Raw genomic sequence first — 26199 nt, 5'->3', positions numbered from 1 at the left:
TTTAGAACAATAAGGAGAATGATGTACTTCAATTGTATAAACATATTTATTTTCATTCCATTGGAGATGAAGCAGTACATAGTTCAACCCTTCTTCATTCTCCATTTTTTCTTTTGCTAACTTAATTTCCATTATGATTGTCTCCATTGGGAAAGAGTTGTGAAACTGATTGAATAACCTTTTGTTTCATAGATGGAGAAAGATTTGTATCCAACGTTATAGCTACACTGTTATTTATTAGATGAGTTTCTTGATGAAGGACATTCTCAGAGTTGATAAACTCTAACTGATGAGCTACACGTTCAATATCTTTAAAGGAAAGATCTTTTAATACATTATGAATATTGCCTAATGACTCTCCAGTTCTTGTAAGTGTAAGAATCGCTTTACCATATATTAAATGTTTATCTGTATAGACACGTTTGTTTCCAACAAGCTCTAGGGGAGGAAGTAAACTTAACTGTGTATAGTAACGAATTGTGCGTAATTTAAGAGTAGAATCGTACTCTTGAAGCATTTCAGTTAACTCGTTTGCTGTGTATATATTCATATAAGCCTCCTTTACATTAAGATGTAATAGTTACACTTTACTGTCACATGTTTATCTTACTATTTATTCCATATAATTTCAATTAATATCCAAAATAAGAACCATTCTTTAAAAGAATGGTTCTTATTTATACCGTTTCCTAGAAAATTTACTGTCTTAGAGCTTTTTGTTTCTAATAGAAACATTATGTTAACTAAAAATGAATATTATATTCATCTCTCAAAAAAAGATTGCTCTACCTTCTGAAAAACAATAAATAAAATTAAAGTAGAAATAAGTATTTTTAAATTAATACTTGAATTTTATTTAATATTTATTTAATATTATTGATACAGGAGGTGGTTTTTTATGGAAAGAGAAGAAATTCCTTCATGGATTCTTGCGCTAGATAAAGAGTCTTTAGAGTTTATTAGAAAATTTATATTAAATTCTGGCTCTCTAAAAAATATGTCTAGTCTTTATGATGTTTCATATCCAACTGTAAGAGCCAAACTAGATCGGCTAATAAAAAAAATTGAAGTACATAGTCAAGAGGATGATGTAGAGTTCGTCAATATGATTAAAGAATTTGTTATAGATGAACGCATTAGTTTAGATGTTGCAAAAGTTATAATTGAGAAATATAAAGGGGAGAAGGATATAAAATGATTGATCATCTAAATTCGATTCTTATTACAATTATAGTGTTGGGTACTCAACATTATTTGTCTACTAGAAACAATCCTTATCTTGGAGGGATCTTACCAGTAGGTTACATAATTTTTATAAGCTTCTTTTTCACTAAACTTGTTAGTGAAAATGATAAATTTTCTTCATTTCTGATGATTATTGTAGGTTTAACTGTACTTTTAGGCATATGGACATCAGGTAGAGAAAAGTTAAAGAAAAAAAGACAAAAAGAATTAGATCGAATTGAGCTACAAAATCTTTAATTGTGGTTAATGAATATAGGTTTGAGAAGAATAAAAAAGCTAAGGGTTAATTTCTTAGCTTTTTTTATTTCAGATAAATCTAGATTATGTTAACTGAAAATGAATACCTTATTCATGAAAAATAGCTATCTACTTATCATTTTAATGAAAATAATGGTATTATTTAAATATTAAAAAAATAAGGAGACTATCAATGTATTCATTAAATTATACAATCGTCGATGTTTTTGCCCAAGGAAAATATACGGGAAATCAGTTAGCAGTTTTTAAAAACGTCAAGAATATTTCTGGTAAAAAAATGCAAAAAATAGCCAAAGAAATCAACTATTCAGAGACTACTTTTATTTTATCTAACACAAAAGAACGTGGTGGATATGACGTTCGAATTTTTACACCTAATGAAGAAGTTCCTTTCGCAGGTCATCCTACTTTAGGTACTGCTTATGTCATTCAGAATGAAATGGAAGAAAAAGATTCTAATGAACTCACTCTAAACTTTAAAGCTGGCCAAATTTCTGTTACTTCAGATATTCAAGAGGGTACTATTTGGATGAGACAAAATGAACCGACTTTTAGCCGGGTTTTAGACATTAGTAGAATAGCTGAGGTATTAAATGTAGAAAAAGATTACATAGACGATCGTTTCCCTATTCAGGAGGTTTCGACAGGACTCCCAGTGATTATTGTTCCTTTAAAATCTCTTGAAGCTGTTAAAAGTGTGAAAATAAATAAAGAAAAATGCTTTGAGTTGATTGAACATACTGATGCAAAAGCTATAATGGTATTTTGTCCAGAAACATATAATTCTGAAAATCATATAAATGTCAGAGACTTTGCTGATTATTATGGTGTTCCTGAAGATGCAGCTACTGGAAGTGCTAATGGCTGTCTGGCAGCTTACCTAGTCAAATATCGCTACTTTGAACAAGATGAAATTAATATTCGGGTAGAACAAGGATACGAAATTTCAAGACCTTCTTTATTATTTTTAAAAGCGAAGAGTGATAATGAAAAAATTCATGTTCATGTAGGAGGAAAAGTAGAAAAGATTGCCAAAGGCGAATGGTTCTTATAATTAATTTACTTTGGATAGAAAATTAAAAGTAAATTCAGGAATCGATTTTATGTAAAATGAAGATTTACATGGTATAAGGCTTTTAGGTGAAAAATTATAATTCATTAAGCTTGGGTTGATTCTATTATAAGTATTTAATAAAACATAAAATAAACTAGAACTTACTGTATATGAGTCAAATATTTTACATAAAAAGAGCTTTTTATTATGTACTGTTAATTGGTACTGTGCTCATTAGAAAGTGAAGGAATACATTATATTTACTGTTACCTTATCATAGATAGTAGCAATATTTTAAGATATATATGTAATTAAAATTTATAGTTTAGATAATGAGGGGGATAACTCATGGTAGCTTTAACAGAAAAAATTATAGAGTTGATTAACCAAGATCAATACTTAGAAGCATTCCCGGTATTAAAGCAATTACGCACAGATTTAACAGAAGAGAGTTTTTTAGAACTTTTAACACAGATGAAACAAAATGGGTACAAACTTTTTGCCCTGTATGATGAAAATAGAATTATCGCATTAACTGGAGTAGGTTTGCAAGTGAACTTTTATAATAAGAAATATGTTTTTGTATATGATCTAGTAACAGATGAAAAACATCGCTCCAAAGGTTATGGTTATAAACTGTTAAACTTTATAGACAGATGGGCTAAGGAAAAAGGAGCTGAATTTGTTGCCCTAGAATCAGGACTTCAACGAACTAATGCACACAGGTTTTATGAAGAAAAACTTGATTATACTAAATGGTGCTATTCTTTCCGTAAGTCAATATGAGATATATTTTTACAAATATCTGTTGAAATAACTAATTAATTAGTGACAAATAGACTATATTCCTACATTGAGTTTTTATTTTTCAATATTGTTGAACATTGATAATTTATATTATGTTAACTTAATGTGTATACAGTATACAGGTTCTGGTGCAAAGATTGCATTTATTGAAAGAGGCGTATAGATTTCTAATGGAATCTGTGCTTATGCAGCAATTCCAAATAGTTCATGGATGAACTCCACTTGATTTTGGGCAGACTTGTCTCGTGAAATAAGTTGCCCTTTTTTTATCATATGCATCGCTTCTATTCCACAAATAATAGATGTAGCTGTACGAAAAGATTTTAACCCTAACATAGAGCGCACTCGTTTTTTAATAAATCGATGATCCTGTTCTACGATGTTATTCAGATAGTTTACTTGCTGTATTTGGATGCCTACCGGCATCTTTTTCTTTTTCTTCAACTCTTCAATCGCCATAGGATAGGCTGGGTTCTTGTCTACTGTGATCACACGGGGCTTGGAAACATGAAAAGACCGCAAAGCTTTCTTGAAGAAGCGCTTTGCAGCCTTATGATCTCTTGTTTTGTTTAAATAAAAATCAATCGTATTTCCTTCTGAATCAACGGCACGATAGAGGTACATCCATTGACCTTTGACTTTCACATACGTCTCATCGACTCGCCAAGAATCATTGGTTGGCTTAAGGTGACGCCGTACTCGCTCATCTAATTCAGGACCATACTGGTGAACCCAGCGCATAATGGTTGTATGAGCAATCGATAGTCCGCGTTCTTCCATCATTTCCACCAAATCACGAAAACTGAGGCTGTAACGTAGGTACCATCTTACTGTTAGCAAAATTATATCTGGTTGATACTGCTTCCATTTGAATAAATTTTCCTTTTTCATACTGATCACGTACTTCGTTTTAGAGTACTAGTATCAGTTTGTCCAAGATTTAGAGGTTACTTACAGGTGGTTTTAGTTTTTTGCACCAGAACCTTTAATTATGTATTGCTTTTTTTAGGTTATTGCCTGTATAAATAGAATTAACTATTAATATTAGAGTTCCTAAGAGCCAACCTACAGTAGCAGAGTACTCAAATACATTTTTTAGAGTCGTTCCCAAAGAAATAGATACCGTTCCTAACATTATTTAATCTAAAAAGGATGATTTTAAGATGGAATTATACGAAAGAGTAGAAAAAGTAAAAAGTCGAAATGATTTAATTAAATTCATAAATCACTTGCGAATGGATCTAAAGATAAACAAGGATGATTGGGAAAATGTAACTCTTGAAGATTTTTTAGAAGCTATGGAAGCTTGGGTAAATGATATGGAAGGACTTTATTTAAATTCAAATGAACCAATACCAAAGCAACCATCTTGGAAGACTATTAGTGATATGCTTTATGCGTCAAGTATGTATGAATAATTTTTGTTTTTATAAGAGATGAATTGAAGCCATACATTTGAGGCCTCAATTCATTTAATGCTTTTTGGTACCTAGAATGGTGATTATATAAATTAAATAACTTTATCTATCTATAAATGTTATTATCTAGATTATGAATATAAATACAAGGTGGAATGTTTATGAAAAATAGGTCAGTTGTAGCTTACGCTTTAATCTTCTACCATTGTGATTTCCACGAAATAAGAACTACTGTATTTAGTACATATAATCAAAAAGTATCATTTTCCTTTTTGTGTATTGACTCTAAGTGTGATTAGGATATAATTTACATTAATTTCATAGATTTACTTCTTTATCAAGAGCAGGTGGAGGGACAAGCCCGATGAAACCCGGCAACCGGTCGACATTGATTCGACACGGTGCTAATTCTTGCAGCTTTTAGAGCTGGGAGATAAGGAAGAGGAATATTGTCTTTATGATACAAAGCCTCTTTCTTAGGAAAGGGGCTTTTTTGTATGGAGAAAGGAGGATTTCTAAAGACAAAGCCATTGTATAAAAACAAAATACTGAAGGAGAATGAAAATGAAACGACCGATTATATCAACATTACTAAGCCTCTCTTTATTTACTGGAGCACTTCCAGCGGCTGATGTACTTGCAGAAAGTAATAAGTCAGGCGAAAGAAAACATAGCCTGTTCAACACAGAAAAATACGACTACATAACGTATGACGCACTTAAACAAAAACTGACTAACTATGCAAAGACAAGCAGCAGAGTTAATCTAAGTATTACAGGTAAGTCATCTACTGGCAAAGACTTATATACCGTTACGATAGAAGATTCAGAGTCTAAGAGTTCCGCTGAGAAATATAAAACGCTCCGTAAACTAATGACTGATAACCCTGTAAAAGCTCAGCAATATTTGAAAGATAATCCTGATGTAAAAGCACCCATATTAATTCATGCATCTATACACGGTACAGAGTTCGTAGGCACGGATGCGGTTATCGATCTGATTGAACGTTTTGGTTATGAAAACGACAAGGAAACGAAGGAGATTTTAAAAAATTTTACGTTAATTATAAATGTCAATGCTAATCCAGATGGAAGAATAGATGCAACAAGGTTTAACGCTGAGGGAGTTGATTTAAATCGAGATTTTGTAACACAATCGCAGCTAGAGACAAAAGCGGTGGTTAAACAAATTGTAGATTATAACCCGTTACTTCTCTTAGATCTTCATGGATACGTGAAACAGAGGGGAGCTGCTAAACATCCTGGCCTCATTCTTCCAGGAACACCTCCTCATAACCCGAATTATGAATATGATCTGTTATATAAATGGATGAACAAACAAGCGGAAGCGATGGAATCAGAACTAGTAAGTGAAAGAGAAAACTACGAATCTGAACTCTATCAAACGATGGAGGGGACGCATATTCCATTAAGAGATTCAGCCTCCGGATGGGACGTGTATCCGCCGATTTACACACCCGCTTATGCAATGCTGCATGGGGGCTATGGATATACACTTGAAGCGCCAACAAACGATTGGGATGGTGTGAAGTGGCAAGTCGATGCTGTTTCAGGCGCATTGAAGTTTGCTCTTCAAAATAAACAGGGCATGCTTAGTGACCAGATTGAAGTTTTTGTTCGGGGGGCCAAAGGGGAACATCCAAATAATGAAGAACATTTCTATCCCGAAGCTTATGTGATACCAGAAAACAAAGAAGATAATTCAGTAGTGTTAAAGGCTGTTCAGCATTTAGTAGACAACGATGTGAAGGTGGAAAAAAGTAATCAGTCCTTTACCTTGGATGGAAACCGCTATGAAAAGGGAACGTATATAGTAGATATGGACCAAGCGAAAGCTGGTTTAGCAAACGTTTTTCTGTGGGATGGTGAAGACATCACGAATGATATTGATGCTATGTATGATATTTCTGCCTGGAATCTTCCTGAGTTATGGGGTTTCGACGCAGTCCAATCACATGAAGAGCTTAAAGTGAAATCAACACAAGTGAAAAAGGTAGTTCATGCGGGAAAAGTAACCGGATCTGGTCCATACGTTATCCCAAATACTTCTGTCGAAGCTGTTTCTCTTGTTAATTCACTTTTAAAACAAAGAGTTTCCATTAAGAAAGATACGAAAGGGAATTTCTATGCCGATGCAAATAGAGAGCAAATTCAAAGAGAGGTTCAGAAAACTGGATTATCTGTAAAGTCTGGAAAGATACCAAATGAAGCTGTTGCTCTTAAAAAGAAAAAGGTTGCGATTCTAAAAGATGGTGGATTAGGGAAAGTTCAATCTCATGCTGGAACAAAGCTAGCGTTAGAGCGTTTAGGGTTTGATGTGACTGAAGTACATCCAAGAGAAGTAGCAAATCAGGGGTTAGGTGCTTACGATGCTTTTGTTTATAGTGGTTCAGCAAGCCTCGTGTCTTATAAACAAAGCGAAGCGAACAAGGAGTTTGCTCTAACAAGTGAAGAAGAAGTAAAGGCGTTTTATGAAAAATTGAATCAATTTGTGCAAGGAAAAGGTAAGTTCATTGCAGTAGGCGCTGGAGGATCTCAAATTGCGAAAGCAGCTGGACTTACAGATGTTGAAGTAAACAGAGGCTTTTCAAGCAGCAATGGAATTGTAAACGTTGAATATAAAAATTCACCGTTAACAGCCGGCTATAAACAAGAGGATATCGGTTTCGTATACAGTCCTGTCTGGTACACGAACACAGACAATGTGAACGTAGCTGCAACTTTTGCTAACAGCGACGACTTCTTTGTAGCAGGACATTGGAAGGATAGAAACAATGCAAAAGGACAGGCGGTAATTATACATGAGAAAGAAAAACCTGTGACGCTGATTGGTATTGAGGCAGGGTTTAGAAATCATACGGATTATTTGTTCAGATTGTTGTCTAATAGCATTCACTAAACCGAATATTTTATTATACATTCATAGGAATCGAAAAAGATTTTAAAAATTTCTAAAAATAAACAAAACCAAGTTGACTTATAAGAATAGTTTGTTATAGAATACAGATAACTTAAAAAATACGCTAACCGGAACACCGAAGGCGCCAGATTCTACTTTCAAGTAGGAATTGGTGCCTTTATTTATTTTAGGAAAGGATAAGTATAATCAGTTACTTTGTTAAAAAATCTGAAAGATCTACATGGGAATCCGGTTATTTAAGAAACAGCGTTCAACTGAGAATAGTATCAGTGCTGGATTTTCAGCCAACAGTGTTGAATCATGGACAATTCAATCATCTATTTATTATGAGGTTTATAGAAAATCGAAGGAGGAATTCTTTTGAAAAGAAAATTTTTGTTAAGTACAGCGCTAATCACGGGGTTAACAGTTTCGTCTATCTTACCTGTTACATATGCGCACGATGAACTTGGAGACATCAACATTGAAAAAGGCGAGCGTAACCCTGATGAGATTAATTCTGTTCCTGTTACAGAAGGAAGCAAAAACTTAAGATATTTGCACGAAGCGGCGACTGTACCTTTGAAAGAAATTAGAGAAGGTGTGAAGAACAGCACAGCGGACGTGTATGCACATAAAGGATTTGCTTACACGGGTACACACACTTCTGGGGGAGGAAACGGCGGAGTTCGTGTGTTTGACTTAAAAGACCCATCCAATCCTAAAGAGGTTGCTGTTTTCGCAGATCAAGACATTCCTGGAACTTGGCAGGAAAAAGTAATCGTTAAAACAGTCAACACAAAATCATTTAAAGGAGATTTAGCTGTTGTTTCTGTTCAGCAGCTGGACGTTAAAAACCCAAATTCTAAGGGCGGTTTTCTTTTATACGACGTAACCGATTCATATAAACCTAAGAAGTTAGGATTCTATGAAGTAACAAAGAAAACAAAAGGCACACATGAATTATACTTAACAACGCAAGGGGATCGTGTATTGGTTCTTGCTGCAAATCCTTATGCAGACTACTATTCTCATGGAAAAGAGAAGGACTTCCAGCTTGTTGATGTGACAAATCCAGCTGAACCAAAGAAGCTTTACGAGTTTGATCCACGTTCACTTCCAGAAGTGAGTGAAGACTTTGACGGATACAACTGGAACGCGCCAGACGGCAAGAAAAGACCGGTATTCAACCATAGCGCTTATGCGGATGAAACAGGAAAAACAGCCTTTCTTTCTTTCTGGGACCTTGGAACAATTATTTTAGATATCTCAGATCCTGAAAACGTAAAATATGAGGGAAGAACAACTTTTGCTTCAAATCAACAAGGTTCTGCACACTCGGCTGCACTTGCTAAAGGCGGCACGGTACTCGTTGAAACAAGAGAAGTATATGCTCCAATTAAGGAAGGCTACGAACAATCTTATGGTTACACAAGAATTTTTGACATTAAAGATAAAACAAATCCAAAACTACTAAGTGAATTTAAAACCGATCTAACAGAAGATATTTCAGAAGACCCGAATAAGCAAGTAACGTTTGGCAAAACGGTACACGATCCAAAAGTACAAGGAAATACATTGTATCTTTCTCACTATGCAGGTGGAGTTAGAGCTGTTGATATTTCGAATCCAAGTAAACCTGTGCAAATCGGGAAATATGTTCCTGCCAATGCGAACATCTGGGGAGTTTTTGTCGATCAGAACTATGTGCTCGCATCTGACATGGGCTCAGGTTTAAAAGTTTTACAAAAGAATAATAAGTAAGAAAACCGTATTAAAGTAAATATTGAAGGCTGTTCGTAAAGTAGTTGCTATTTTTTGAACAGCCTTTTTGCTTTTATTTTAGGGTTTTCTAACAATCTAAATCGCCGAATTAATAGTGATGGGGATGATGTCAACGGTTTTGAATTTTTTACTATTAGACTAAAATACAGAATTGTACGAACGCTGTTTTTTGTTACCGTATTGCAGGAAAAGCATGCTATATTATTAAATTAACTGCTTTATCCATGAAAGAAATAGAAGAATTTATTGATTCAATTTCCTCTTTTACTCATACAGTTACTTATTTTATTTTTTCCGAAATTCAAATTGACGAGAACTTTTCCGAGGCATTAAATAAGAATTTAAAATCAGAGATAAATTAGGTAACTTTTTTTGTTATTCACCTTTTAATATCAATGAATCGTTTCATTAGAAAGAAAAAAATCCAAAGAATTTGTATGATTAACGTTTCAATTTTAAAACATGTGGTACACATATAATATGAAACTAATATTATTACTATTGGTTGTTGTGAAAAGGTAAATACTTAATTTATGAAGGGACTGATTCGTTTTGAAAAAAATAACAGCGACTTCAACAAACGTATTACCTCAAATTAAAAGTAGACATTCGTATTTTGCACAAGGCACTTTGGTTATGAATCGATATACATAACGAAAGGGTCTCACAAGGGCAAACAAGTTCCTAAACAGTACGCGAAAAAGCCTGTATCTTTTTTAGATACAGGCTTTTTCTTTTTGAGTTGACATAATTTTAATTATTTTTCCAATGGTTACTATAGGAAAAAGAAATGGAATTATTAGATTAAAGTGTTACCTAGAACCCACATTACGTCAACTGGTTTCTATAATAGTTATAATTTTTGATGGACCATTTTATTTTGCCTGTATGTAAATAAATGATTTCCTTTATGAGCTAGTAATGTTGGTAAATAGTGTGGGATTTTTTCTGGTATGCCAAGATTATTAGGGTTTAAAATCCAATCAATATCTTTCCAATCTAAAATGCCTTCTCGGGTTTTTATTGGTGTATCGTATGTAAAAAGGGTGTCTAATTCTCCAAGAAAAACGTGTATTCCATCTACTTTACCTTCAGGAGTTAACCATGTTACAACTCCTTGAGATATAAAACCACTTAATTGAATAGTTGTTTCTTCCCAAACTTCACGGAGCGCAGCTTGTTCAGGGGATTCATTTTTCTCTATCTTACCTCCAACTCCATTCCACACCCCCATAATAGGTTCTTTTTCTCGATTTAACATAAGGATTTTATTGTCTCGTTTAATAAAACAAACTGTATATTTAAAGTTCATTGTTTACCATCCTTTTCTCATTCTCTTAAGATTATCATATAAGGACAATCAAACATCAAATAAAAATCCCGTAAAAGTATACTTTTACGGATGATAAATTCAAATCTATTACAAGACTTTAAAATTCCAGTTAGATGCCAAATTAACAATGTTGGCCTTTGTTATGAATATGAAAATCCTGTTAAATGTAAGAATTTGGAGCACAATACTATAAGTTTATATAGTATTGGAGGTAACAGATTTGGATAATAAAATGAGATTAACGTCCTCAGAATTACAACTTTATGCACACAATATATTCAAGATACAATGGCTGTTTGTATTAGCAAATACGTGTTGGCAACGGTTAAGGACCCTGAAATTTCTTCTCTATTTGAATTTACCCTAGGGATATCCGAGAAGCATTTAAAAGTGCTTAGAAATATTTTTAAATCTGAAAAGCTGGAGCCACCGAAAGGATTTACTGAAAAAGATGTAAATGTAGATGCTCCCCCTCTGTTTACAGATGTGTTTTGGTTAGGCTACATGCATGAGATGACAATGCACGGGTTAGCTGGATATAGTATATCTTTTAGTGTGTCGGCCAGAAAAGATATACGAGATCATTATTTCCAATGTAACATCGATGCTATGGAGATTTATAATAAGTCGATCGAAATCCTTTTATCCAAAGGGATTTATCAACGAGCTCCCTATTTTTCTACATCTCAAAGGAGTCAATTAGTTACAGAGATAGGATATGTTATGGATTTATTCGGAGATAAAAGACCTTTAAATTCAAGGGAAGCAGGAAACATCTTTTTAAATCTAGAAAAGAGTATTGCGGCTAAGGCTCTCGTCATTGGGTTTAAACAGGTAATTAAGGATAAAGACATTCATAAGTTCATGGATGATTGTTTACATACAGTTAATAAAAATATAAATATTTTCTCTTCTGTCCTTCAGGATGAAAACCTTAAACCTCCCCAATTATTAGACAATGAAATTACAAATTCTGATGTAGCTCCTTTTTCAGATAAATTAATGGTGTTTCATACTGGATTTTTATTTAATTTAGCCCCCACGTATTATGCTGCAGCTATGGTAACAAGCATGAGGATAGATGTAGCTGGACATTGTGACGCCTCTATTTTTCGGGATTTGAAAACGATCTCATCTTTTGGGAGAATTATGATTAAAAAAGGGTAGATAGAAAAACTACCAGAGGCGGATGATCGTAAAGAGTTACCTAATAATTAACGAAAGTTTTTACTTTTTTATAAATGTTTAAGATAGGGTAGCGTCAGAAAAGTGCGGAGTTACAACGTTAAGGAAATCCAAGTATAAGAAAGCCTACTATCTCGGTGTTTCAAGTGAGATAATAGGCTTTAGTTACCTCAAAGATTAGCAAAGCTTAACTATAAAAGTAGAACGAAAAACACAGAACTTTTAACCGATGAAATAATCCAGAGTATGAATGGTTTTTAGAAAGAGTTAACTCACAACCTGAACATACGCCAATGGCAGTAAGTTGGTTAGAAAAAATATTCCCTAAGAAAAAGAAAAAGGTAGGAAGTATTATTGTTTCAGCTGTTAATCTTGCTTTTTTTTACAAACTTGATTATAGTCACTAAAAGGAAACATAAAGTAAAACTTATCTAGTTGTCAGCTTATATAAAAACAGCTTATATAGCAGAAAATCTATTTAAAAAAATCAAGCCCTCATACACATTGTTCTAACAATTTACTCATATAATGTAACTAAGAAGATTTACTTTTACAAGTAGCTTCTGTCTTTATTCTTACTTTATAGGATTTGATGCTTACTACGCTGAAAAACTCTTTTCAAAAAGTTTTAGGCTTTGACTTAAAATGGAGAAGGAGTGAGTGGTTATGCTATCAACGGTACTGCAGTTTATTTTGGGAGTTGGCTTTTTATTTTTTGGTTTTATGAAGTTTTATTCCCAGGACATGGTTAGTGAGTTTGAGCGCTATGGCTTTTCGAGTGGGTTCCGAAAATTCACAGGATTTGTAGAAGTTGTTGGAGCTATTGTCATCGTATGGGGAGTTTGGTATGAAAGTCTTTCCGCAATTGGTGCGTTTGTATTGGGAGTGACGATGCTCGGTGCAATCTATACGCATTTAGTTCGTGCAAAAGATTCGTTTTCAAAAGTGGTTGTTCCTATTATTCTCTTAGCACTAGCGGTAGTAGTATTTGTACTGAATTTTGATTCCATACCGTTTTTATAAACATTAATATGCAATGTTAGCCGCGAGTTTCGACTAGCGGCTTTTTTCATTCTCTATTCTGCTTTTCAAGCAATTCAATCATCCTATCATTTTGTTTTACTGTTTTTCGCAGGTTTGATTCTATTGAAAATAAAGTGACCATAATTGCGAGAAACCCAAATATTAAAAAAATCATAGTGCTTTACAACTCCTACACAACATGTTATCTAAGAAAATAATAACTATATAATAACATATTTTCTATATTTTACATATAATTAGTGCTAACTTAATAGACCTTTTAATTATTTCAAATTAGTGTATAGTAAGGATAAATTATACAATTTACTAAAGAGGTGAGGTTTTGTTGGAAATAGAATACGAGTGGGTAAAGAAAACGCGGCAGATTTTACTGGATCAATGTAAAGAACTAAACGAAGCTGAATTTAGGAAAGAGTTTGAATTTGGATTTCAAAGCATCAGAGACTCTTTAGTTCATGTAGCTGGGTGCTACCATGCATGGTTGGGTTCTTTTGTGCTTTTAAAAACATCCTCACCGCTACTAACGAAAGAAGCTATTCACACTATGCGAGTAGAGGATATTGAACGTTATTTTCAAAAGGCTGATAGATATGTAGAAGAAGTAATCAGAAATGCCACAGATACATTTGATGAGCTTATCGAAAGAGAGCCTTCTTGGAAAACTACTAGTGAAGTGGTAAGAAAGACACCTCGCCAACTACTAATTCATTCCATCACTCATGAATTTCATCATAAAGGACAAATTGTGATTATGCTACGGCTGCTGGGTTACACCCCTGAAAATACGGATATTTTGGTGTTAGAGTGAAATGAGGTAGTTGCTTGTTATTCCGCTCGTTTTATTCGGTTGGCTCCTCACTGGTTTAACTGTAAACTCATTTGGAAACATAGGCAATATATTGTTGAAAAACAAAGCCATATGTAAATTTATTCTTGTTACAAGGAAGATAAATTGCTTCTTCATTAATATTCCATCTATAATAGGTTCACAACCTATTTGGTTTACTAATGGAGGCAAACAACCATGGCGTACGTATTGTTATTTCTAATTTTATTAATCGTTGGTATTGTGCTGTTTATTAATGTCCATCCAACGTTCGGGGCAAACCCAACCAAATTACAAAAAGAAGCCTATGAACGGTTTCCTCATTATGAAAATGGCAAGTTTAAAAATACGGTGCCTACTAACATGAAAATGAGCGCAGCTGACATTCTGTCGTTTATAAAGGACTCTATGAACAAAAAGCAGGAACGGAGTCCAAGAAACCAGCTTTCTATGAACAAGATTGACTGGGAAAAGGTGAAAAGTAGGGAAGATAGCCTTACTTGGTTTGGTCATTCCGCTTTTTTACTAAGCATTGACAATAAAAAACTACTTATTGACCCAATGCTTGGTCCTACAGCTTCGCCTGTATCCTTCATTGGAAGCAAGCGCTATAGCCAAGATATTTTACATATCATTGATGAAATGCCACCAATTGATGCAGTTTTATTAACGCATGATCATTATGACCACCTTGATTATTCGTCGATTAAAAAGCTTAAGCACAAGGTAAAGCACTTTTTTGTGCCGCTTGGTGTAGGCGCTCACTTAATGAAATGGGGCGTTTCTTCACACAGCATTACTGAGCTGAACTGGTGGGACGAGGTAGAATTAGGAGGTATAACACTAGCTTTTACTCCTTCTAAGCATTTCTCTGGAAGAGGCGTATTGAACCGTGATTCCACACTTTGGGGTGGCTGGGTTATCCTTGGTAAAAACACGCGCTTTTATACAAGCGGGGACGGTGGATACGACGCCCACTTTAAAAAAGTAGGAGAAAAATACGGTCCGTTTACCTTAACGCTGATGGAAGGCGGACAGTACGATCCGCGCTGGTCGTGGGTTCACATGAAACCAGAAGAGTCGGTTCAAGCACACCTTGATGTAAAAGGGAAAACGATGATGCTCATTCACTGGGGAGCATTTACCCTCGCCTATCACAGCTGGACAGATCCAATAGAACGAGCCATTCAAACAGCAAAAGAAAAAGACGTGAACTTGCTTGTTCCAGAGCTTGGAGAGACGGTTTTGCTTCGTGGTGAAAAAGCAAGCAGCGTGAACGAGTGGTGGACAAATGACAAAAAGAAGCATAAATGAAATGCCCCTAACAAAAGGGGCATTTTCTAATGGAGGAGACAATGAAGCCAAACTATAAAGAGTTAGGACATGCGGATATTTTAGGACCAAAGTTAAAGGATTTAGTGGAGAAGCAGCTCCTTGAAGATTTAAAGTTTTATGGTATTGATGGGGGGGAATTTAAGTTTGACTGGTCTGAAAGTTGTATTGAAGGTCATGACGAAGAGTACTTAGACGGAATAGTTGAAAACTTTTCAGGTGTGAACTTATTTAATAAGCAAGATGAGCATCAAATAGAAGGATGGATGGAATTTATTTATGAACCGGAACATCACTTTTTTATCGTATACTGGGAATTCTTACACGAAGTATCTGCCGCTAAACGATATCTCAAAGATATGCCTGGAATTCCTGAACACGTGTTTATTAGAATTCCAGAAGCGGTGCGCCCTAGTTATAAAAACGAACGACTCAATCAATAAAAGGAGAATGACATATGATAAGAGAAGACCGGCTTTTAGCAGAAAAAGTACTAAAGCACCTGTTGATTGGTAGCCAGGTAGATGGTATAAAGTTTGGGCCTCACAGTGGAACAACGATTCTAAACTTTAGCAACTACAGGAGAAAAGAAGACAGTGACTTTGTTTTATCAATTGAAACTACCTGGAATTTATACCCCAAACCAACTGATTATCCATCGTGCGAGGAGGAAGTGCCTAACTTAACAGAGAAAGAACAGTTTCAGCATATTTGGAGCATGCGTAGGGAAAAGGTAGTGAAAGTTGAATTAGGGAATCAATCGCCACATCTTATTATTCACTTAGAGTCTAACAAAGTACTGTTTGTGAACGGACACGACCCTAATTATGAATGCTGGCAGCTGGGAGAAGAATGGATGAGCGGCGACTGGCTTGTGGTAGCTGCACCTGGTGATGAAGTTGCTGTTTGGTGTCCAGATGATTTTAAATAAGCTACTATTAACTAATAGTAGCTTATTTAAATAAAAACCGTTAGAAATTCTTAAACGAATCTCCATTCTGATTTAAATATTATAAATATTCTAAATTTAATATTTACTTTTCGTTTGAAGTTCGATATTATTCAATATAAATAAGGGTTTGTTACTTTATATAATTTTGAATGCGCATTCAAAAGGAGGTTGCAATGAATAATTACCAAGATGAGAAAAAGATTGTAATGAATTACTTTGAGGCTCTTGAAAAAGCTTCACTTAAGGATGTAGAGGGCGTACTAAAAGAGTACACAAGTGAAAATTACCTTTGGAGAGGCGTATATCCTTTTCGAGAACAGCAAGGAAGTCATGCAGTAGTCACATCGTTTTGGAGACCACTACTAAAATCAATAAAAAGACTTCAGCGTCGCCAAGATATATTTATAGCAGGAACAAATGAAATTGGTGGAGAGAAATGGGTAATGAGTATGGGGCACTTTATGGGGCTCTTTGATGAGGATTGGCTTGGTATTCCAAGAACAGGAAAAATGATTAATTTAAGATACGCAGAATTTAATTGTGTGGAAGACGGAAAAATTACTCAAACCGGCCTATTTGTAGACATCATTGGCTTTATGCTTCAAGCTGGTATTAATCCTTTACCACCATCGACAGGTACATATTATGTATATCCGGGTCCAAAAAATCACGATGGTCTTTTATTTGAAGATGCTAATCCGGAAGAAGGAATTAAAACGTTAAACCTTGTTAATCAAATGGTAAATGATTTATCTGAGCTAAATAAAAATGAAGAAGCCGGGTGCCCTCCCCACGTACTGGAGCGGAGCTGGTCAGAGGACATTATTTGGTACGGTCCCGGAGGAATAGGTGCCAGTTATACGATACCAAGGTATCAGAAACAACATCAACTTCCTTTTCGAAATAACCTTAAAGATAAAGAATTTAATGGACATGTCTGTCGCTTTGCCGAAGGTTCTTTTGCCTGTTTTTTTGGATGGCCCAACCTTTCAAATACACCGGCCGGAGGTTTTCTAGGTTTGCCAGGAGGTAATATTCGCGCAGATATGCAGGTAGTAGACGTATATTATCGAGATGGAGAAAAGCTTTTAGAGAACTGGGTATTTATTGATATTCCGTATTGGCTAAAACAACAAGGTGTCGACATTATTCAACGGACGCAAGAAATTATGAACCCTAAATTAGTTTAATGCATTAATTCTGTAGAAATGATTTATCAACATTATAGAGAATAGATTGGTTTTGACAATGTTTGAATCCGCATTCAAAAAGAGGGGGTTTTATAAACATATGAGTTCAATAGATATAATTGTTGTCGCCGTGTATATGCTGGCTTTGGTTACTATGGGTTACAAGTTGGGAAAGGACAATGACAATCAAGATGATTATTTTGTAGGTGGAAGATCCGTTGCAACTTTTCCTATTGCCTTATCGATAGCAGCTACTACTGTAAGTGCAAATGGCTTTATCGGTGGACCAGGCTGGGCTTATGAATCTGGTTTAGTCGCATTCATGTTGAATTTCAGTATACCTCTTGTATTAGTACTAACCTTATCAATCTTCTTGCCTTTTTTCTATAATTTACGAGTAACTTCAATTTATGAATACATCGAAATGAGGTTAGGTGGGAAAAGTAGACTTCTAGTCGTGTTAGGTTTCATTGTTTCAAACGTCATTCAAGTTGGGTCGTTTTTATTTATCCCTTCTCTAGTTATTCAAACATTTACAGGCTGGCCACTAACCGTAGTAGTTCCCCTTGTTGTTGCTGTTTCTATTTTTTACACGTTACTAGGGGGAATAAAAGCTGTAATTTGGACGGATGCCGTTCAAATGTGTGTTCTCTGGGGAGGAGTTATTGCCACCATTGTTATTATCTTAATGAATATGGACATAGGGTTCTTTGATGCTATGAAAGTAGTAAAAGAAGAAGGGAAGCTCGATGCACTAAACTTCTCTTTTGATGCCAAGTTAGAAAATGGTGTATGGGTAGCTCTAATCGGTGGACTATTTATGTGGCTTAAATATTATGCGACCGATCAAACGCAAACTCAACGAATGTTCGCTGCCAAGTCAATAAATGAAGTGAAGCGCTCCATTTGTATTAGTGGCTTCGTGATGAATATTTTGTATTTTGTATTTATGATTATTGGCTTACTGCTTTTTGTATACTTCGATGGTGAAAAGTTTGATAACTCTAACAGCGTGATGATTACATTCATTGCTGATGCTATTCCTGTAGGGATATTAGGATTAATCATGGCAGGCGTATTCGCTGCTGCGATGTCAAGTATTGATTCAGTATTAAACTCTGTAACTACTGTGTTTATTAAAGATATTTATGAAAAGTTTGTTAGTAATGGGAAACAAGCTTCAGTAAAGGTCTCAATGACTTTTACATTAGTATTTGGGGTATTACTCATTGCGTTTACCTTATTAGCATTCAGCGGAACTACCGCATCGATCTTAAAAGTGGTGGGAAGCTACCTATCTTACTTTTCAGGAGCTATATTAGCCATGTTTTTACTGGCTATGTTTACAAAGAAAGCAAACGATGCTGGCGTAGCTATAGGGTTTGTCTCTGGGATTCTTCTTACAATTTATATTGGAAATTTAGGCGTCGTAAACTGGCTCTGGAACTATCCAATTGGTTGCATCATTACATTTACTATCGGTTATCTTGCTAGCCATCTTTTAAAAAGCAGCAGGAAAATTGAGCTTGAAGAGTTCACGTTTAATGGTCAAAGAGCAAAACTTATAGAAGAAGGTAATACGACAGATGAATACGGGCACTCAATTATTCCAGGGGGAATAGATAAGTATTCCTATGCTTTAATAGGACTATTTATTGCACAAGTTTTGCTGTTTATATTCATTCAGCTATAGAATGGAAGCGAAAAAGTGAGAGATGGAACGTAATAGGAGTGATAAGGTGAAAAAGAATGTACGTCTTGATATGATACTTTTTTTCATCATGAGCCTGCTGTTTTTTATGAGCATTTCAGCATTTGATCCGTTCATTTCAACATTTGCAACTGAAATTGGAATTACCCCATCGGTTGTTGGTGGGATTGTAGGAGTAGCTGGCTTAGCATCCTTATTTACTAGGCTACCTGTAGGTGTCCTGTCAGATATGCTTTTAAAAAGAAAGCTATTTATTCAGGTAGGACTTTGCATTACAATCATTTGCTGGTCGATTGCTTTTTTGTTTCCAAGTGCTGCTACTCTATATTTAGGGAAGATATCAGATGGTATTACAGGCTCTACATGGGTTATTTACAATGTTATGTTTGCTTCATTTTTCGGTGTGAAAGAAGCGGCAAAAGCTGTTGCTATTCTAGGGATAGCATCACCAGCAGGCTCTTTAATAGGTTCTACCATTGGTGGAATCGTCGCAAATCAGTACGGATATGAGTATAGTTTTATCGTAGCTGTTATAGCTGCATTTATTGCATTGCTTTTATCATTTTTTGTGAATGAAAAGCAAAATGAAGAATGTAAAGTTCAATATGATTTAAAGATTTTAGGTGAACAACTTAGTGATAAAGCCATCTGGCTTATAGGTCTGCTGGCAACTGTCTCTATAATGGTACCTTTTGGTACGAGAGATACTTTCACGCCGCTAGTTGCAGTTGCACTAGGTGCAAATCCATACATGATAAGCTGGCTATCCAATACCCATCTAATCTTATATGGGATTGCCACTGCTTTATGTGCTCCGTTTTTTTACAAAAAGCTAGGAATTGTTAAGACAGGTATTATAGGTGCTTTATTGCAAGGTATTACAGTCATGTTTATTCCTTATGCGCCTAATTTAATAACGTTGTTCATTTTACAGGCAGCTGCAGGTATAGCGTTTGGCATGAATTTCACGGTGTTAACATCTTTAAGTATCTATGAAATTCCGTATCGGAAACAGTCGACTCGAATGGGAATCTTTCAAAGCGTATATGCTGGAGGAATGTTTGCAGGTCCAGTAATTATGGGAGTGTTATCCGAATTTTCTTCACTGCATGTCAGCTTCTTTGCAATAGGAATAACGTCCATTCTTTGTGCTTTGTTTATGAAAATAACCCTCAAAAAAGAATTTACAGTGAATATAAGGAATGAAAAGGCTGTTCAGCAAAAATGATAAATTTATTGAAATTATCAGAATTATCAATTATAATTTAGTTTGAATCCGGATTCAAGATGATTGTTACTCTATTTTAAAATGCTTCATCTTCTTTCCAGCTTCAAAAACAAGTAGGTTGAAAGGGTTTTGGTTAATGAAGGGCAGAATTAGTGCGTATGATGTAGCGGAAAAAGCAAAAGTTTCTCAATCAACAGTATCGAGAGTGTTGAACAACTATCCGCATATCAAAGAAACTACAAGAAAGAAAGTACTCAAAGCAATTGAAGAGTTAGGCTTTACAAGAGATGAAATTGCCAGAAGCCTAGCAAGTAACAAAACGAGAACTATTGGATTAATTGTTGGAGATATTACAAACCCCTTTTTCGCTGAATCCGCAAAGGTCATTACAGGTAAAGCACAGGAGATGCAGTATGATGTGATTCTTTGTAACACAAACCATAGCGAAGAAAATTTAAACAAGTATATCCAGACGCTCAAAGGGAAACGTGTTGATGGAATCATTATTGCAGCGGCAAACAAAGATAACGAGCAAATAAAAGAGTTATATGATCAAGGGTTTCCCGTTGTGTTATTTAACAGTATCTTAGAGCATCAAAAAGCCAACTATATTGCTGTGGATAATTATAAAGGAGCCAAGCTAGCATTTAAGCACCTTTACAATTTAAATCATCGCAAAATAGCCTATATTGCTGGGCCATCTACTTATGTCACTACACACCTGAGAAACTTAGGTTATCAGGATGCCTTAAAAGAGTTAGGTATTGCTATAAATACAGACTATATTTATAGCCAAAATTTCTCATACAATGAGGTTTATCAATTTACGAAAAAGCTATTAAAGTCTCCTAATCGTCCTACTGGCTTTTTTGCTGCATCCGATCAAATGGCACTAGCAGTGTTAGATGCTGCTGCCAGTGAAAATATTAAAGTCCCACAGGAATTATCAGTTGTAGGGTTTGATGATATTGATTTAGCTAAAAATCAGTATATTGGTTTGACTACCATAACCCAGCCTAAAGAAAAAATGGCAACTCTTGTGTTGGAAAAACTATTATTGCTCATTGAGCGTACAGAAAATCAAGAAGAAGGGTTTCGAATCATATTGGAACCGGATTTAGTTCAAAGGAAAACGACGGCATCTATTTAGTGCTGTTTCATCCCAAGTGTTAGAGAGGTAAACTAAATGAATTTCGCTGATTTGCAAGAGAAAAAAGTAATTGTAACAGGTGGCGGCAAAGGAATTGGTAAAGACATAGCATTAGAATTCGCTAAATTAGGCTCAACAGTTGTTATTACGGGCCGTAATGAATCTACGTTACGCGAGGCTGTTGAAGAGTTACGGTCTTACAATTCGAATTGCACATATATGTCTGCAAATATTCAAAATGTAGATGAAGTGTACAAAATGATAGATGGTGCGGTATCACACATGGGAGGGTTAGATATCGTTGTCAATAATGCAGGAATAAACATTGCAAAGCCTGCTATTGAAGTAACAGAAGAAGATTGGGATGCTGTAATTGATACCAATCTCAAAGGAATTTTCTTCTGTTCACAGCGTGCTGGTAAGTACTTTATCCAGCAAAAAAGCGGAAAAATCATCAATATCTTATCACAGATGGCATTTGTTGGTTATATTAACAGAGCCTCGTATTGTTCGAGTAAAGGAGGAGGGATGCAGCTAACCAAAGCTTTAGCCGTTGAGTGGGCACCATATAATGTAAAGGTAAATGCTGTGGCACCAACGTTTATTGAAACTGAATTGACATCAGGAATGTTTGAAGATAAGAGCTTCTATCAAGATGTTATAAGTAGAATACCTCTAGGAACAATCGCTAAGCCATCAGACGTTACGGGTGCAGTATTGTTTTTAGCGTCTGACATGGCTAATTTCATCACAGGTGAAACCATTAAAGTTGATGGTGGATGGACAGCAATTTAACAACTGTATTTGCAAAAGCATTTTTGAATGCGCATTCAAATTATCAAAGAGGAGGCTAGTATCGTGACAAAATTAAGTGAATTGAACCAAGAAGCTTCAAAATCCTATACGGATACGAGCAATAAGCCTAATAATGAGAAGGTTTTTTACGGTAACTCAAAAGAAATTAAGCCATTTGGATACTCAGATTATAATGAATTTCTTACCAATACAGAAAGTAAGCAACGAATGCAAGGGTTTGATAAACAGTACCTTAATTTTGTTGATTACATTATTAAAATAACTCATCATATTTGGGAAGATAAAGGGATAGGCATTATTTATCAAACATATCACAATAACATTACGATGCACGTAGGTAGTCAAAGCGTGCAGGGCATTAACGAAGTAGTATCAGGAACGCTTCAAACATTACATGCTTTTCCAGATCGGAAGTTAATTGGTGAAAACGTTATATGGTCTGGAAATGACCAAGAGGGATTTTTATCTTCTCACCGTATTTCTTCCAATGCAACGAATTTGGGAGAATCGAGTTTTGGACCTGCTACGGGGAAGAAAGTTTATTTTAGAACTATAGTAGATTGCTTTGTTCACTCTAACAGAATTGTTGAAGAATGGCTTGTAAGAGATAATCTTCACCTTGTACAGCAACTAGGTTTTGATCCAATAGAAATTGCTAAGAAGATGCCAAATAAGAGACCCCCATTTCAATCTGATTTTGGTTTAAGTCAAACCATGGAAGGACAAAGAGTTCCTTCTGTTTATTCTCCACAATCAACAAAATTTGAAATTGGAGATTTCATTTTGAAGATGTATAACTTAGTGTGGGAATGGAAGTTATTCAATCATTTAAAAGATTTTTATGCTGATAACGCAGTAAGCCATTATATATGCAATAAGGATTTAATTGGTATTAATCAAATGCAAGGAATGTTGGTAAGTTTATTTGCTTCTTTTCCAAATGCGAAATTTCTAATCGACCGTGTAACATGTAACGAAGGAATAGTAAAAGATGAATGGGAAGTTGCCGTTAGATGGCGGTTACAAGGGCTGCACGAAGGAATCGGATACTTTGGAAAACCAAGTGGAAACACAGTAGAAATTTTGGGCATTACACATATCAAAGTGCGAAATGAAAAGATAGTAGAAGAATGGATTACATTTGATGGATTGGACGTATTAACTCAAATTCATTCCCAAAAAAAATCTGAAGTAGCAGCAACAAATATAGAAGAGCGCGTCTAACTAAAATATTTTTTGAATGCGCATTCAAAAAGGAGGAAATATGATGACTTTAACTGTTAAAAATATAAATCGAGCTTTACCTACTACGTACTCTAATTTTTTAAGCATAGAAAACCTTCGATTTGGACTTGATTCAGTTTATTCGTTACCTGAAGAGTTGAAAAAGTTGCGTGTGAAAAAAGCTGTCATTATAAGCGATAAAGGGATAGAGCGCGTTGGCATGGTTCAACATGTCCTTGAGCTAGTTGAATCAGCGGGGGTACAGGCAACGACCTTTACAGAAATTGAAGGTGAACCAACATTTACATTGTTAAAAAGAGCAATAGGTTTTATGAAAGAAGTAGAAAGTGAAGTAATAATTGGAATTGGTGGTGGGAGTGCGCTTGATGTCGCTAAAGCTACGGCGGCACTTGCAGATAAGGAGTATATAGCTCCCTACTTAAGTGGAGAAGAAACTATTTCATCTAGAAGTATTAAATGTATTCTGCTTCCCACCACCTCAGGAACTGGATCAGAAGTAACAATGAATGCTATTTTTGGAGACGAAGAGCAAGAGATTAAAAGAGGTATTGTCAGTAAATATCTTCTTCCTGATCTAGCAATAATCGATCCTTACCTCACGCGTTCATGCCCACCACGAGTAACTGCCGCTTCTGGAGTAGACGCTTTTACACATGCTATTGAGTCCTATGTCTCAGTGAATGCTACACCGTTAACGAAAATGTATGCCGAAAAAGCAATGAAATTATTTAGTTCCAATATCACCAAAGCAGTTCATAATGGTCAGAATATAGAAAGTCGTATTGGAATGAGCTGGGTAAGTGTTCTTGCAGGCGTTTCATTAGCTAATGCTGGCGTAGGAGCTGTTCATGCTCTAGCGTATCCTCTTGGAGGCAAATATCATATTGAACATGGAATTGCTAATGCGCTGCTTTTACCTTTTGTTTTTGAACAGGTTGGAAGAACATGTACTGAAGAAATGGCAGAAGTAGCAATGTACCTCGAACTTGGAGATTATACAACAAGACCTCACGATGCACTCAAAGCAGTCGTACACTACCTTTACGACTTATTAACCACCCTTGAATTACCGACTTCGCTAGCTGAACTTGGAATAAAAGAAGACGATTTACCAGTCCTTGCAAAGCAAGCCTCACAGATTGATCGCTTACTAGTTAATACACCGTATCAACTCAATGAAAAAAGTATTTTAGAGATTTATAGAAAGGCATTTCAAGGTGTACTGAAAGGAGGTGAAACGCTATGTTGAAACATGAAGTCGCACAACAGCTGTTTATTAATGGTAAATGGAAAGCCGGCAGTGACTTCTATGACTTAACATCTCCCTACAGCAAAAGAGTAATTGCTAAAGTTTCTTTAGCAAATGAAACTGACGTAGAAGCTGCAATAAAAAGCGCTCATAAAGGTGCAGAACAACTGCGACAATTAACTTCTCTAGAACGATCTGAAATCCTAGAAAGAGTGTCAGCTATTTTTAAAGAAAAAGCTGAACAGGCAGCAGAAATTCTTGCATTAGAATGTGCTAAGCCTATCAAGGATGCCCGCGCTGAAATATCAAGAACCATTGAGACGTATAAGTTTGCTAGTGAAGAAGCGAAACGTATCCATGGAGAAATTATTCCAATGGATGCTGCCAAAAACGGTAAAGGCAGGTTAGCTTTTACCGTTCGTGAACCTTTAGGAACTATCGCAGCCATTACGCCGTTTAACTTTCCATTTAACCTTGTTGCGCATAAGTTAGGACCGGCTTTTGCTGCAGGTAATTCTGTCATTCTTAAACCTGCCACCCAAACACCTTTAAGTGCTCTATTTACGGCCCGAGCTTTTGAAGAAGCTGGTTTACCCGCAGGAGCATTAAATGTAGTTACTGGTAAAGGAAGCGTTATTGGTAACCAATTGGTTAAGGATTCAAGGATTAAAATGATAACTTTTACAGGAAGCTTAGAAGTAGGTCTAGATATCAAAAGGCAATCAGGATTAAAGAAAGTAACCCTTGAGTTAGGTTCAAATTCAGCTGTTATTGTTGATAGCGTTGAAAATCTTGGTGATGTTGTAGAGCGTTGTATACAAGGAGCCTTTAGCTATGCAGGCCAAGTTTGTATCTCCGTGCAAAGAATTTACGTCCAAAAAGAGCTTTATCATCTCTTCCTTGAAAAGTTTATTGAAAAAGCAAAGCGCCTTATTATAGCCGATCCTCTTTTAGAAAGCACTGACCTCTCTTCAATGATAAATATATCGGAAGCGGAAAGAGTAGAAAAGTGGATTCACGAAGCGGTAGAAGCAGGGGCGAAAGTTGTATGCGGGGGTCAACGTGAAGGTGCTATTTTACAACCTACCGTCATTACAGAAGCAAAGCAAACTTTACCTTTAAATTGTAAAGAAGCTTTTGCTCCTATTGTTACCATCACACCTTATGAACAGTTAGAAGAAGCAATTACGTTAGTAAACAACTCAGAATATGGATTGCAAGCCGGTGTTTATACAACGTCTATTCGCAAAGCTTTTTATGCCACAGAAAACCTTCAAGTTGGAGGCGTTATGATAAATGATATTCCTACGTACCGAGTTGATCAAATGCCTTATGGAGGAGTGAAAAATAGCGGCACAGGACGTGAAGGCATTAAATATTCAATTGACGAAATGACAGAGTTAAAACTAGTTAATTTCAAACTATAAGCATAAGCCTTATTTATCTATCAAT

Annotated in this window: 25 protein-coding genes and 1 riboswitch; of the genes, 22 read left to right on the top strand and 3 right to left on the bottom strand. The window is 35.5% G+C overall.

Annotated elements, in window-relative coordinates:
- Window positions 1–121 precede the first annotated feature (121 nt).
- The gene (locus EPL02_RS10435) at window positions 122–550 is read right to left on the bottom strand and encodes a MerR family transcriptional regulator (RefSeq protein WP_131887636.1); all 429 of its coding nucleotides are present in this window, start codon (window positions 548–550) and stop codon (window positions 122–124) included.
- 348 nt (window positions 551–898) lie between these two features.
- Here EPL02_RS10435 and EPL02_RS10430 point away from each other — a divergent pair, with 348 nt between their 5' ends.
- From EPL02_RS10430 to EPL02_RS10415, 4 genes are all read left to right on the top strand, one after another.
- Window positions 899–1198: a DUF2089 family protein gene (locus EPL02_RS10430; protein WP_131887635.1), complete on the top strand. Its 300-nt coding sequence runs from the start codon at window positions 899–901 to the stop codon at window positions 1196–1198.
- A complete protein-coding gene (locus EPL02_RS10425; RefSeq protein WP_131887634.1) occupies window positions 1195–1482 on the top strand; it encodes a hypothetical protein in 288 nt (95 codons plus the stop codon). The genes EPL02_RS10430 and EPL02_RS10425 overlap by 4 nt, the downstream gene beginning before the upstream one ends.
- Before the next feature lie 193 nt (window positions 1483–1675).
- Complete coding sequence (locus EPL02_RS10420; protein ID WP_131887633.1) at window positions 1676–2557, top strand: PhzF family phenazine biosynthesis protein; 882 nt, start codon at window positions 1676–1678, stop codon at window positions 2555–2557.
- A gap of 348 nt (window positions 2558–2905) precedes the next feature.
- Window positions 2906–3343, top strand: a complete 438-nt coding sequence (locus tag EPL02_RS10415) for a GNAT family N-acetyltransferase (RefSeq protein ID WP_131887632.1) — start codon at window positions 2906–2908, stop codon at window positions 3341–3343.
- A gap of 204 nt (window positions 3344–3547) precedes the next feature.
- On the opposite strand, the gene EPL02_RS10410 is transcribed toward EPL02_RS10415, so the two are convergent.
- Entirely contained in the window at window positions 3548–4255 is a 708-nt protein-coding gene (locus EPL02_RS10410) for an IS6 family transposase (protein WP_131887631.1), read from the bottom strand.
- Window positions 4256–4527: 272 nt separating this feature from the next.
- Here EPL02_RS10410 and EPL02_RS10405 point away from each other — a divergent pair, with 272 nt between their 5' ends.
- From EPL02_RS10405 to EPL02_RS21270, 4 genes are all read left to right on the top strand, one after another.
- The gene (locus EPL02_RS10405) at window positions 4528–4782 is read left to right on the top strand and encodes a DUF7660 family protein (protein ID WP_131887630.1); all 255 of its coding nucleotides are present in this window, start codon (window positions 4528–4530) and stop codon (window positions 4780–4782) included.
- Window positions 4783–5113: 331 nt separating this feature from the next.
- A riboswitch (SAM riboswitch) is annotated at window positions 5114–5222 on the top strand.
- 124 nt (window positions 5223–5346) lie between these two features.
- Window positions 5347–7701 (top strand): M14 family zinc carboxypeptidase, encoded by a 2355-nt coding sequence (locus EPL02_RS10400; RefSeq protein ID WP_094912966.1) that lies wholly within the window; start codon window positions 5347–5349, stop codon window positions 7699–7701.
- A gap of 381 nt (window positions 7702–8082) precedes the next feature.
- On the top strand, window positions 8083–9465 hold the full coding sequence (locus tag EPL02_RS10395; protein ID WP_094912967.1) for an LVIVD repeat-containing protein: 1383 nt from the start codon (window positions 8083–8085) through the stop codon (window positions 9463–9465).
- Between the two features lie 164 nt (window positions 9466–9629).
- A complete protein-coding gene (locus EPL02_RS21270; RefSeq protein WP_094912968.1) occupies window positions 9630–9848 on the top strand; it encodes an Lrp/AsnC ligand binding domain-containing protein in 219 nt (72 codons plus the stop codon).
- A gap of 491 nt (window positions 9849–10339) precedes the next feature.
- On the opposite strand, the gene EPL02_RS10385 is transcribed toward EPL02_RS21270, so the two are convergent.
- Window positions 10340–10798, bottom strand: coding sequence for an NUDIX hydrolase (locus tag EPL02_RS10385; RefSeq protein ID WP_094912969.1), 459 nt, complete (start codon window positions 10796–10798; stop codon window positions 10340–10342).
- Window positions 10799–11056: 258 nt separating this feature from the next.
- Here EPL02_RS10385 and EPL02_RS10380 point away from each other — a divergent pair, with 258 nt between their 5' ends.
- The 14 genes from EPL02_RS10380 (at window position 11057) to EPL02_RS10310 (ending at window position 26174) form a co-directional block, all read left to right on the top strand.
- Window positions 11057–11986, top strand: a complete 930-nt coding sequence (locus tag EPL02_RS10380) for a DUF3231 family protein (protein ID WP_353653414.1) — start codon at window positions 11057–11059, stop codon at window positions 11984–11986.
- Between the two features lie 684 nt (window positions 11987–12670).
- Entirely contained in the window at window positions 12671–13027 is a 357-nt protein-coding gene (locus tag EPL02_RS10375) for a DoxX family protein (protein ID WP_119542747.1), read from the top strand.
- 346 nt (window positions 13028–13373) lie between these two features.
- Entirely contained in the window at window positions 13374–13856 is a 483-nt protein-coding gene (locus EPL02_RS10370) for a DinB family protein (protein WP_286175397.1), read from the top strand.
- A gap of 216 nt (window positions 13857–14072) precedes the next feature.
- A complete protein-coding gene (locus EPL02_RS10360) occupies window positions 14073–15188 on the top strand; it encodes an MBL fold metallo-hydrolase (protein WP_131887627.1) in 1116 nt (371 codons plus the stop codon).
- Window positions 15189–15217: 29 nt separating this feature from the next.
- The gene (locus tag EPL02_RS10355; RefSeq protein ID WP_094910138.1) at window positions 15218–15649 is read left to right on the top strand and encodes a hypothetical protein; all 432 of its coding nucleotides are present in this window, start codon (window positions 15218–15220) and stop codon (window positions 15647–15649) included.
- A 14-nt stretch (window positions 15650–15663) separates the two neighbouring features.
- The gene (locus EPL02_RS10350) at window positions 15664–16137 is read left to right on the top strand and encodes a hypothetical protein (protein ID WP_094910137.1); all 474 of its coding nucleotides are present in this window, start codon (window positions 15664–15666) and stop codon (window positions 16135–16137) included.
- 194 nt (window positions 16138–16331) lie between these two features.
- On the top strand, window positions 16332–17348 hold the full coding sequence (locus EPL02_RS10345) for a nuclear transport factor 2 family protein (RefSeq protein ID WP_131887626.1): 1017 nt from the start codon (window positions 16332–16334) through the stop codon (window positions 17346–17348).
- A gap of 100 nt (window positions 17349–17448) precedes the next feature.
- Complete coding sequence (locus tag EPL02_RS10340; RefSeq protein WP_094910135.1) at window positions 17449–19041, top strand: sodium:solute symporter family transporter; 1593 nt, start codon at window positions 17449–17451, stop codon at window positions 19039–19041.
- A 46-nt stretch (window positions 19042–19087) separates the two neighbouring features.
- Entirely contained in the window at window positions 19088–20287 is a 1200-nt protein-coding gene (locus EPL02_RS10335) for an MFS transporter (RefSeq protein WP_286175396.1), read from the top strand.
- Window positions 20288–20423: 136 nt separating this feature from the next.
- Window positions 20424–21437, top strand: a complete 1014-nt coding sequence (locus tag EPL02_RS10330) for a LacI family DNA-binding transcriptional regulator (RefSeq protein WP_131887624.1) — start codon at window positions 20424–20426, stop codon at window positions 21435–21437.
- Between the two features lie 36 nt (window positions 21438–21473).
- Window positions 21474–22232 carry an SDR family NAD(P)-dependent oxidoreductase gene (locus EPL02_RS10325; RefSeq protein WP_131887623.1) on the top strand — a complete coding sequence of 253 codons (759 nt, stop codon included), beginning with the start codon at window positions 21474–21476 and terminating at the stop codon, window positions 22230–22232.
- Between the two features lie 63 nt (window positions 22233–22295).
- Window positions 22296–23477: an ester cyclase gene (locus tag EPL02_RS10320; protein ID WP_205687710.1), complete on the top strand. Its 1182-nt coding sequence runs from the start codon at window positions 22296–22298 to the stop codon at window positions 23475–23477.
- A gap of 40 nt (window positions 23478–23517) precedes the next feature.
- Window positions 23518–24747 (top strand): iron-containing alcohol dehydrogenase, encoded by a 1230-nt coding sequence (locus EPL02_RS10315; protein WP_286175395.1) that lies wholly within the window; start codon window positions 23518–23520, stop codon window positions 24745–24747.
- The gene (locus EPL02_RS10310; protein WP_131887621.1) at window positions 24741–26174 is read left to right on the top strand and encodes an aldehyde dehydrogenase family protein; all 1434 of its coding nucleotides are present in this window, start codon (window positions 24741–24743) and stop codon (window positions 26172–26174) included. The genes EPL02_RS10315 and EPL02_RS10310 overlap by 7 nt, the downstream gene beginning before the upstream one ends.
- The last annotated feature ends 25 nt before the right edge of the window (window positions 26175–26199 follow it).

This window comes from Bacillus sp. CBEL-1 (assembly GCF_004348885.1).
Lineage (GTDB): Bacteria > Bacillota > Bacilli > Bacillales > Bacillaceae_H > Priestia > Priestia aryabhattai_A.
This window is presented reverse-complemented; position numbering and strand designations above follow the sequence as displayed.